Origin of the sequence: Microcystis sp. Msp_OC_L_20101000_S702 (assembly GCF_007095705.1) — a bacterium.
GTDB classification, from domain to species: Bacteria; Cyanobacteriota; Cyanobacteriia; order Cyanobacteriales; family Microcystaceae; genus Microcystis; species Microcystis ichthyoblabe_A.
Window position 1 is genome coordinate 1 of record NZ_SFBO01000219.1, and the last position, 10401, is coordinate 10401.

At 43.4% G+C, this 10401-nt stretch carries 7 protein-coding genes; all 7 read left to right on the forward strand.

Annotated features, from left to right (window positions below; genetic code table 11):
• Positions 1-133: 133 nt before the first annotated feature.
• Complete coding sequence (locus tag EWV60_RS22030) at positions 134-385, forward strand: DUF4351 domain-containing protein (RefSeq protein ID WP_287234767.1); 252 nt, start codon at positions 134-136, stop codon at positions 383-385.
• 72 nt (positions 386-457) lie between these two features.
• Positions 458-1930, forward strand: a complete 1473-nt coding sequence (locus EWV60_RS22035) for a BCD family MFS transporter (protein WP_287234770.1) — start codon at positions 458-460, stop codon at positions 1928-1930.
• Between the two features lie 114 nt (positions 1931-2044).
• Entirely contained in the window at positions 2045-2482 is a 438-nt protein-coding gene (locus EWV60_RS22040) for a pentapeptide repeat-containing protein (RefSeq protein ID WP_002735631.1), read from the forward strand.
• Positions 2483-2689: 207 nt separating this feature from the next.
• Positions 2690-3796, forward strand: a complete 1107-nt coding sequence (locus EWV60_RS22045) for a hybrid sensor histidine kinase/response regulator (RefSeq protein WP_287234773.1) — start codon at positions 2690-2692, stop codon at positions 3794-3796.
• 258 nt (positions 3797-4054) lie between these two features.
• The gene (locus EWV60_RS22050) at positions 4055-6841 is read left to right on the forward strand and encodes a cation-translocating P-type ATPase (protein WP_287234775.1); all 2787 of its coding nucleotides are present in this window, start codon (positions 4055-4057) and stop codon (positions 6839-6841) included.
• A gap of 249 nt (positions 6842-7090) precedes the next feature.
• Positions 7091-7495, forward strand: coding sequence for a Het-E N-terminal domain-containing protein (locus tag EWV60_RS22055; RefSeq protein ID WP_012266550.1), 405 nt, complete (start codon positions 7091-7093; stop codon positions 7493-7495).
• A gap of 31 nt (positions 7496-7526) precedes the next feature.
• Entirely contained in the window at positions 7527-9935 is a 2409-nt protein-coding gene (locus EWV60_RS22060; RefSeq protein ID WP_287234779.1) for a WD40 repeat domain-containing protein, read from the forward strand.
• The last annotated feature ends 466 nt before the right edge of the window (positions 9936-10401 follow it).

Here is a 10401-nt window from a genome sequence, read left to right on the forward strand (position 1 = left end):
GTCCATTAAGAAATGTTACAAATTACATGGGTACATTAAGAAAAGTTAAGGGGCGTATCCATTGATGGATAAGGGTTTTCGGCTATTATAGTATATATGTATGGGGGAAGTTCAGTTATTAAGGGAAGAAATTATGCGCGAATCAGTTATTTATCAGGATATCCAGGAAAGTGGAAAAGCACAAGGAAGAGAGGAAGGAAGACGAGAAGAAGCGGTTTCTTTGATTCTACGGCTACTTAACCGTCGTTTAGGTGAAATATCCTCGACTTTAAGCCAACAAATCCGAGAACTATCTCTAGAACAATTAGAAACTTTAGGAGAAGCGCTGCTCGATTTTACTAGCTTGACAGATCTGACCGCTTGGTTATCGGAGATAGAAACTTAAATCCCCAGAAGATGTCTGCTCGTCCTGCGTTAAATTTTTAAATACCGGCTTTTTTCCCGTATTGATTTAACTATGGCTACCAGCGATATTCCCCATTCTACTCACTCATCCCCAAAACCCCTGCCAAAACTGGGACTTTTCACCATGTTTCGTTTAGGACTCTTTCAGATGGGACTAGGTATTATGTCCCTGCTGACTTTGGGGGTTCTCAATCGGATTATGATCGATGAGTTAAAAGTTTTACCCTTTCTCGCCGCAGCTGCGATCGCTATGCACCAGTTTGTTAGTCCAGCACGCATCTGGTTTGGGCAAAGATCCGACGGTAAAACTATTTTCGGTCATCATCGCAGCGGTTATGTCTGGATTGGGGCGGCAGTTTTTACCGCTTTAGCTTTTATTGCTTTGCAGGTAGTCTGGCAATTGGGACTTAGTATTCAAACTTCGGGATGGAATACCATTTCCTACGCCTGGATTGCCCTCTTAGCCCTAATTTTCGCCCTCTACGGACTAGCTTTAAGTGCCAGTTCCACCCCTTTTGCTGCCCTCTTAGTGGATGTGTCCGATGAAGATAATCGATCGCAATTAGTTGCTATAGTTTGGTCAATGCTGATGGTGGGAATTGTCGTCGGGGCGATCGTTAGTTCTCGTTTGCTGGATACTCCCAATATCTGCGGTACAAATATTTTGACCTATGATCCGACTCAATCAGCCCCCATAGCCAATATTCCGCAACTACAGGCGACAATTAACCCCGTGTTCACGATTATGCCCGCTATCGTTTTCGTTCTCTGTATTTTAGCGACTTTTGGCGTAGAAAAAAAATATTCTCGTTTTAGTAGTCGGTCCACTCTTGTGCAAAGAGAGGATCAAATTACCTTCAAGGATGCGTTACAGGTTCTCACCGCTAGTCGGCAAACCGGTTTATTTTTCACCTTTCTGCTGATGATGACTTTGAGTTTATTTATGCAGGATGCAATTATGGAACCGTTTGGGGGCGAGGTTTTTGGGATGTGTATCGCCCAAACCACCCAATTAAACGCTTTTTGGGGAACCGGAACCCTTTTTGGTATTGCTGCCACGGGATTTATGCTCATTCCCCGCATCGGTAAACAAAAAACCACTAAATATGGCTGTATTTTTGCAACAATTTGTTTTATTCTCTTGATTTTTGCTGGCTTTTCTGCTAGTCAAAGTTTATTAAAATCAAGCTTGCTCTTTTTCGGTTTAGCTTCGGGAATGATTACCGCCGGAGCTACCAGTTTAATGTTAGATTTAACCGCTGCCGAAACTGCGGGAACTTTTATCGGCGCTTGGGGATTATCACAAGCGATCGCCAGGGGATTGGCCACGGTTTTAGGCGGTACGATTTTAAATATCGGTAAAGTTATCTTTTCTAGTCCGGTTTTAGCCTATAGCTTAGTTTTCCTCGTGCAAGCATTGGGAATGATCCTGGCAGTTTGGTTATTAAGTCGCGTCGATGTCAAGGAATTTAAGGAAAATGCCCGAGCAGCGATCGCAACAGTAATAAAAGGAGAGATCGACTAGCAAAAGCAAGCAAAAGTGAGATAACAGGAGAATTAGCCCGATCGGGGGAAGTTGATTAGCAGCTTTTTTCCTATCCTAAAAGTAGAGAAGAAAACGAAAGAGGAGGCTAAAACGATGAAAAGGACTTTAATGATTGCCCTAGGTTCCCTAGCTTCCTTACTGCTGATTAACCCCGTCGGTGCGGAAAATCCCCGACAGGTGCAACAATTATTGAATACGGGGGAATGTCCGGGGTGTGATCTCCGGGGTGCCGATTTAAGAGGGGCGCATCTAATCGGTGCAGATTTGAGAAAAGCGAATTTACAGGGAGCTAATCTCGAGGAAGCTAACTTAGAGGGCGCAGATTTGACCGATGCTAACCTAGAAGGCGCAAATTTAACCGCAGTTCTTCTGACTAATGCCAGTTTAAATCAAGCTAATCTCAATGGAGTTAATTTCACCAGTGCCATGATCTATGATGCTGATGTGACGGGTGCGTCAATGGGGGGAATTAACTTGACAAATGCTCAGATTTATGGTACCGGCATCGCTGTGGGTGGTGAAAATCCTTAGATGTTCTTGTCCTCAAAATATAGTTAATTTTGTAACAGATGCGAGTGTCGCGTCTGTTTTTTTATACACTCTTAAGTAGGTAGGTGTTAAAAATTGTCAGATACCCCCCTTATCAAGGGGGGGCAGGGGGGATCGAACCCAAAATCTATCTTCAATTTAATTATAACCACTTACTTACTAAATAGTTTGAGTTATAAAATAACCGGCATGACTCAACCCACACCGCGCTCTAGTGTCTTAATTGTCGATGATTTGCCCAATAATGTGCGGCTATTGTCGATTATGCTCACCGAGAAGGGATATCAGGTACGCAAAGCGATTAATGGACAGATGGCCCTGAATACAGTGCGATCGCTAATTCCCGATCTGATTCTCCTTGATATTAATATGCCCGATCTCAATGGTTATCAAGTTTGTGAACAGTTAAAAGCTGATGAAAAAACCAGAGAAATTCCCGTGATTTTTATCAGCGCTCTTGATGATGTTTTAGATAAAGTCAAAGCTTTTCAAGTGGGAGGTGTCGATTATATTTCTAAACCTTTTCAAGGGGAAGAAGTCATGGCCCGCATTGAAAATCAATTAACTATTTGCCGTCAAAAAAAACAACTACAAAACGAAATTAAAGAACGTCAAAAAACTGAGGAAACTTTAGAAATTTATCTTCATGCTGTCTCTCACGATCTCCGCAATCCCGTGATCGGGATGTCAATGATCTTAAATAATTTAATTAAAAATTCTCAGGGAGAAACTAAAGAAGTATCCCGGAAGATTTTACAACAGATGGCCAACAGTTGCGATCGACAATTAACTTTAATTGATTCTCTTGTCGAAACCCGACAAAATGATCTTTGGGGAGTTTCCCTAGCACTAAAGCCTTTATCTCTCTACGAAATCGTTCAACAGATCGGTCAGGAATGGGAGTTAAGATTAAAGGAAAATCAAGCAACTTTAATTAATAACTTTTCCCCCGATTTACCCTTAGTTAATGCCGATGCTCACCATCTCTGGCGAGTTTTTGAGAATTTATTAGCCAATGCCCTTAAACACAATCCCCAGGGGATAATTATCACTTTATCCGCTAGACTAGAGGGTAATTATCTCCGGTGTACTATTGCCGATAATGGAGTGGGAATTAGCGAAACCCAGAGAAAACAATTATTTGATCGCTATCAACGAGGCAATAATAATAATCAGATTAGTTTAGGACTAGGTTTATATCTATGTCGTCAAATTATCCATGCTCACGGAGGCGAAATTGGCATTATGAATAATGATGAAAAAGGTTCACAATTTTGGTTTACTTTACCCTACTAAGCTGTTGACTAAGTAGGTAGATGTTAAAAACTTTCAGACACCCCCCTTATCAAGGGGGGATCCCCCCGCCTATCGGCACCCCCCTTATCAAGGGGGGCAGGGGGGATCTATCTTCAATTTAATTATAACCAGCTACTTATCTACATTACTCGTTAAGACTGTCTATGAGCAGGGAGAGGCAGTTTAAACATTTGTTTTTTTCCGTGACCGGGGAAAGAAAGGGCTAAGATCTATCTAGATCAACTATCTTCACTTGCCATGGCCGCTAATGCCGACTATTCTGCCCATTCTAGCCTTAACTTGCAACAACCTTGGCATACCTATCCGGTGGAAACCACCCTATCTATCCTCGGTAGTTCGGCTGTTAATGGCCTCAATAGGGAGCAAATCGCCCAAAGAATTAAATATTATGGCAAAAATGAACTAAAAGAACGTCCAGGGCGCAGTAATTGGCAAATTCTCCTAGATCAGTTTACCAATATTATGCTACTCCTCTTAATTGCCGTGGCCATAATTTCCGGAGGACTGGATTTACTGGCATTGCAGCGCGGTCATCTGGCTAAAATTGGTGTTCCCTTCAAAGATACGATCGCTATTTTAACAATTGTCATCCTCAATGGTATCCTCGGCTATCTGCAAGAAAGTCGCGCCGAAAAAGCTCTGGCCGCTTTAAAAAAACTCTCCTCTCCCCAAGTTAATGTTATTCGCGAGGGCCAACGCAGAGAAATAGATGCGGTTAATCTCGTCCCTGGGGACATCATGCTGATTGAAGCGGGAACCCAAATCAGCGCCGACGGCCAAATTATCGAAGCTTTTAACCTGCAAATTCGCGAATCGGCCTTGACAGGAGAGGCAAATAGTGTTAACAAATCCGCCTCCATTGACCCCTTAGACAGGGATACCCCCCTTGGCGATCGCTTAAATTTCGTCTTTACTGGAACAGAGGTACTGCAAGGCCGGGCCAAGGTCATCGTTACCAATACGGGAATGACCACGGAATTAGGCAAAATCGCTCAAATGTTAGCAACAGTCGGCAATGAACCCACTCCTCTCCAAAAAAGAATGACTCACTTGGGCAATGTCCTTGTTGCTGGTTCTCTCATTCTAGTAGCCCTGACTATTACCATCGGCCTGATCAATGCCGGTTGGTCGGCCCTAGAGGAATTAGTCGAAGTTTCCCTTAGTATGGCAGTAGCCGTCGTTCCCGAAGGATTACCCGCAGTTATCACCCTGACTCTCGCCCTAGGTACCCAACGCATGGTCAAACGTCAGGCCTTGATTCGCAAACTGCCCGCAGTAGAAACCCTTGGTTCTGTTAATGTGATCTGTTCCGACAAAACCGGGACGCTAACGGAAAATAAAATGACCGTGCGGGAGATAGAGACAATTAATCGCAATTTTTCGGTGACTGGAGAAGGATATAGCCCAAAAGGACAATTTTTAGACACCGAGCAACGGGCGATCGATCCCAAAACCGATCTAGAATTACACCATCTCTTAATTGCCAGTGTCCTCTGCAACGATGCCAGTTTAAACCTCGATAATGGTCACGATAGCATTTTAGGCGACCCCACAGAAGGAGCCTTATTAGTTTTAGGGGCGAAAGCGGGCTTAAATTTATCCCTAACCAAGCAAGAGTTCCCTATAATCGCTGAAATCCCCTTTTCTTCCCAAAGAAAGCGAATGTCGGTCATTTGTCAAGGAGTCAATCGCGTACTATTTACCAAAGGTTCCCCGGAATTAATCCTTGAACAGTGTCTCTCCTACCAATCGGGATTAGAAAGTCTTCCTTTTGGGGATAGGGAAAAAGAAAAAGTCTTAGTCGCTAACAATGCTATGGCTAACAGGGGTTTACGAGTCTTAGGATTAGCCTATAAAACACTAATTTATCCGCCAGAATCAACTGAAATCAGCGAAGATAAGCTAATTTGGTTAGGAATGGTCGGTATGATCGACGCACCGCGACCAGAGGTACAAATCGCCGTGGCTAGGTGTCGAGAAGCGGGAATCCGTCCAATTATGATCACCGGTGATCATCAATTAACCGCTCTAGCGGTGGCTAAAAGTCTTGGTATTGCCCAAGCGGGAGCTTTAGTCATCTCAGGGCGAGAATTAGATAAATTATCACCAATTCAGCTAGAAAACATTATTGACAAAACTAACATCTATGCCCGTGTCTCCCCCGAACATAAATTAACTATTGTCCGCGCCTTGCAAAAAAAGGGTAAATTTGTTGCTATGACCGGAGATGGGGTGAATGATGCTCCGGCCCTAAAACAAGCAGATATCGGTATTGCCATGGGAATCGCCGGCACCGATGTCACCAAAGAGGCTAGTGATATGATTCTCCTTGATGATAATTTTGCCACCATCGTCGCCGCCACGGAAGAAGGGCGAGTGGTTTATAACAATATTCGCAGTTTTATTAAATATATTCTCGGCAGTAATATCGGGGAAGTGATTACTATCGCTGCTTCGCCTCTTTTGGGTTTAGTTACTCCCCTAACTCCCCTACAAATTCTCTGGATGAATTTAGTTACTGATGGTTTACCTGCTTTAGCTTTGGCAGTGGAACCCGCTTCTCCTAATATTATGCGTCGCCCTCCTTTTAGTCCCCAAGAAAGTATTTTTGCTCGCGGTTTGGGCAGTTATATCGTGAGAATTGGGATTATTTTTTCGATTATTAATATCACTCAAATGTTGATCGCTGTGCGCTTGGATCCGCTTTTTGGTAATACCGGTTCATGGAAAACTATGGTTTTTACTACTCTCTGTTTAGCTCAGATGGGTCATGCCATTTCCGTGCGATCGAGCGATCATCTTACCATAGAAATGAATCCTTTGACTAATCCCTATCTCTGGGTAGCAGTAACCCTGACGACAATTTTTCAACTGATGTTAATCTATGTTCCTGCCCTGCGGGATTTTTTCGGTACTCAATTTTTAACTAAAGAAGAATTATTAATCTGTTTGGGATTTAGTACCTTGTTATTCGTTTGGGTGGAGTTAGAAAAATTATTTACCCGTTGGTATCATCGGCGATAATCAGGGAGCTTTTTTCATTGTTCAGTAAACAGTGAATTGAAAACTCAAATCCCATAACTGATAAACCCCATCCACAGGGAAAAACCTTGTTTGGCTTTTTCAGCTACGATTCTTATATAGCAATACTTTTAAGGCTTAGTGGCTTGGCCGTAAAATTCCAGTTCTCTAGCTGATTGCGATTTGGCTTACTATTAAAAATTGTTTTGATCTAAGATTGAATCAGCAATATTTTATTGGGAGTATCAAACAATGGAACCAGTTTCTCTGATTATCGCCGCCTTGACTGCCGGTGCGGTTGCTGCGGCTAAAGATACGGCGGAAAAAGGCGTTAAAGATACATATCAAGGTTTGAAAACCTTGATTAAGCGTAAGTTTGCTAATGATGCTTTAGCACAGGCAATGGTAGAGGCAAAACCAGAGGATATCAAGAAAGCTGAAGGTTTGTTAAAAGATAAAATTGTCGAAGCCGGGGTTGATAAAGATAATGAAATCACTAAATTAGCCCAAGATTTACTAGACAAGCTCCAAGAACAACCCGGTGGACAACAAATTATCACCCAAAATATCAGTAATGTTAAATATGCTGCTACCTCTGGCACGGGTAATGCTAGTATTAGCGGCATCACCGAGCATGGCACATCTAAGGATGACTGAGACTGTATTTTAATTAATCAGGATGGTTGATATGTCAGAACCAAGCGAAATTCAACAAAATATTACAGAAGCTCAATATGCTGCTACCTCTGGGACTGGCAATGCAACCATCACGATTACCAATTACTATTATCGAGAAGAAGCAAGAATAGCCCCTGCTGATTCTGCCGATGTTGCTGATGATAATCTGCCCTGTCCCTATCGTGGCTTGTTTCATTTTGGTCCAGGAGATGCAGAATACTTTTTTGGGCGCAAAAGCTTTATTAAAACCCTATTTCAGGCAACCCAAACCCGTAATTTTATCCCCCTATTAGGTGCGTCGGGAAGTGGTAAATCCTCGGTAGTTTTTGCGGGATTAGTCCCCAAATTGCAACAAGAAGGTCACTGGCAGTTTACCCATTTTCGTCCCGGTTCTGACCCTTTTCATGCCCTAGCTTTGGCATTAGTTCCCCTTTATACAACTAATTTAAATGAGACAGACTGCCTCGCCCAAGCGCGTCAGTTAGCCAATTATTTGCGTGATGGCGACATTCCTCTAGCTGATGTTTTTGCCCAAATCAAACACAATTATCCCAGTGAACGGGTGCTGGTAATTGCCGACCAATTTGAGGAACTTTATACCCTCTGTCCTGATGAAACAATCCGCCGTAATTTTCTCGATAAATTAACTACATTCCCCTTTGAAAGGGTAGGAATGATGTTGGTATTAACTATGCGGGCGGATTTCTTGGGGAATGCTCTTTCCTATCGTCCCTTTGCCGATGTCTTACAAAATACTGATTTGAAATTGGGGCCGATGAACCGAGAAGAACTCACAGAAGTTATTGAAAAACCGGCGCAAAAATTGGGGGTGACATTTGAAGCGGGACTGGTGGAGCGCATCCTCGATGATGTGGAGAGTGAGCCGGGGAATTTGCCATTACTAGAGTTTGCCTTAACGGAATTGTGGCAGCGGCGACAGGGCCAACAGTTAACCCATCTGGCATATACAGAAATTGGCCAAGTGCAGGGTGCTTTGGCCCGCCATGCCAATGAAGAATATGACAAGCTGAGTGAGGCGCAACGGGAACAGATGCGGCGCATTTTCATCCAATTGGTGCGCCCAGGAGAAGGCACAGAAGATACGCGGCGGCTGGCGACAAAAGCGGAATTGGGGGCGGTAAATTGGGCGCTGGTGAAACAATTGGCGGATGCGCGTTTAGTTGTCACCAGTCGCAGTGAAGAGGCACAGGTGGAGACGGTGGAAGTGGTGCATGAAGCACTGATTCGCAATTGGGGGGAATTGCGGGGCTGGATGGATACAGACAGGGTTTTTCGCGCTTGGCAAGAGCGTTTGCGGGGGGCGATGGGGCAATGGCAGAAGACGCAAGGGGATGAAGGCTCATGGTTGCGCGGGGCGGCGTTGGCAGAGGCAGAAGAACAATTGAGGCAACGCCCAGAAGATATCAGCCAAAGTGAACAGGATTTTATCAGGCAGAGTCTCCAGGAGCGAGAACGGATAAAACAAGCCGAAGCAGCCCGCAGGCGGCGCGAAATTAGAACCGCTTGGGGGATTGCGGCGGGTTCGTTGGTAGCGGTGGTAATTAGTACGGGATTGGGTACTTTTGCGTTCATACAGTATCAAATAGCTAATCAGCAAACGCAAGTAGCTGTTCGGCAAAGCAGAATAGCCTTGGCTCGTCAGTTAGCTACTCAAGCTGAGTTGAGCAGAGATAAAGCAAATTTCCAAGAATTTAGTACCTTAGACGAGTCTTCACAAAATTTCACCCTAAAGCTTGGTTTGGATTCGCTTTCCCCTAAAGTTGTCTCTCTTTTAAAAGGAATTAAGCCTCGAATACTTCGCTTTAGCTGGGATCAAAAACTTATGGCAGTGACCGATGATAAGTTTCTGTATTTTTTTAATATTGATAGTGGTAAAGAAACGAAGATTTCAGAGCCAACTATTATTTATGCAATGAATTTCAGCCCAGATGAGAAAACATTAGCAACTGCTGGGGAAGATGCAACTCTGAAATTATGGAATTTAGAAACGGGCAGAGAAATTCTCACTTTAAAGGGACATGACGGTTCACTGACAACTACAGCTTTTAGTCCAGATGGAAAATCACTGGTTACGGCAAGTTATGACAAAACTATCAAACTCTGGAATGTAGAAACAGGCCAAGAAATCCGCACCCTCAAGGGGCATGATAGCTATGTCTATAGCGTTAATTTTAGTCCCGACGGCAAGACTTTGGTGAGCGGTAGTTGGGACAACACTATCAAACTCTGGAAGGTAGAAACAGACTCGAATTTATTGAATTTAGATGCTTTAATGGGGCGTAGTTGCGATTGGGTGCGGGTTTATTTGCAGAATAATATTAATGTCAGGGAGGAAGATAGGCATTTGTGTGATGGGATTGGTACAAAGAATTATCGGACTAAGGAGATTTTGCCATGACTTCCACGAAAGAATAGAGCTAACCAGCTAGGGTAAAATTAGGGTTTCGGCTTATCCTCAACTCAGCTTACCTAGGAATAGGCCGATTTATGTTGCTAAGGTTATATTTTGAGCAACTTTTGTCAATTTAGCCACAAACAGAAACATAAATCGTAGGTGCGTTAGCCAAAGCGTAACGCAGCAATTTATAGCGTTTCCTGTTCGCAAGAGGTACATTATCGATGTTGAAAAGCTTAATTAGCAAAGGTTAACTTGTGCCACACAGGTGTGAGAACTGCTATAACGCTCTTCTGGGACTTTCGGAAATTCCTGACCGAATCCAGATTCTGAAACCCTTGGTTGACAAGTGATCGCTAACTTTTTTTCTAATAAAAACTCAAATTTCGGGTTTCTGTTAGTTAGCGATAGCTTGAAGGTTTACCCCATAAGAGAGCTAGAGTTTAGAGACTGTAAGACTTTTGCCAGA

Coding starts and splice junctions, on each gene's coding strand:
- EWV60_RS22040 (WP_002735631.1), top strand. CDS start 2,045: ATGAAAAGGACTTTAATGATTGCCCTAGGTTCCCTAGCTTCCTTACTG.
- EWV60_RS22030 (WP_287234767.1), top strand. CDS start 134: ATGCGCGAATCAGTTATTTATCAGGATATCCAGGAAAGTGGAAAAGCA.
- EWV60_RS22060 (WP_287234779.1), top strand. CDS start 7,527: ATGTCAGAACCAAGCGAAATTCAACAAAATATTACAGAAGCTCAATAT.
- EWV60_RS22055 (WP_012266550.1), top strand. CDS start 7,091: ATGGAACCAGTTTCTCTGATTATCGCCGCCTTGACTGCCGGTGCGGTT.
- EWV60_RS22050 (WP_287234775.1), top strand. CDS start 4,055: ATGGCCGCTAATGCCGACTATTCTGCCCATTCTAGCCTTAACTTGCAA.
- EWV60_RS22035 (WP_287234770.1), top strand. CDS start 458: ATGGCTACCAGCGATATTCCCCATTCTACTCACTCATCCCCAAAACCC.
- EWV60_RS22045 (WP_287234773.1), top strand. CDS start 2,690: ATGACTCAACCCACACCGCGCTCTAGTGTCTTAATTGTCGATGATTTG.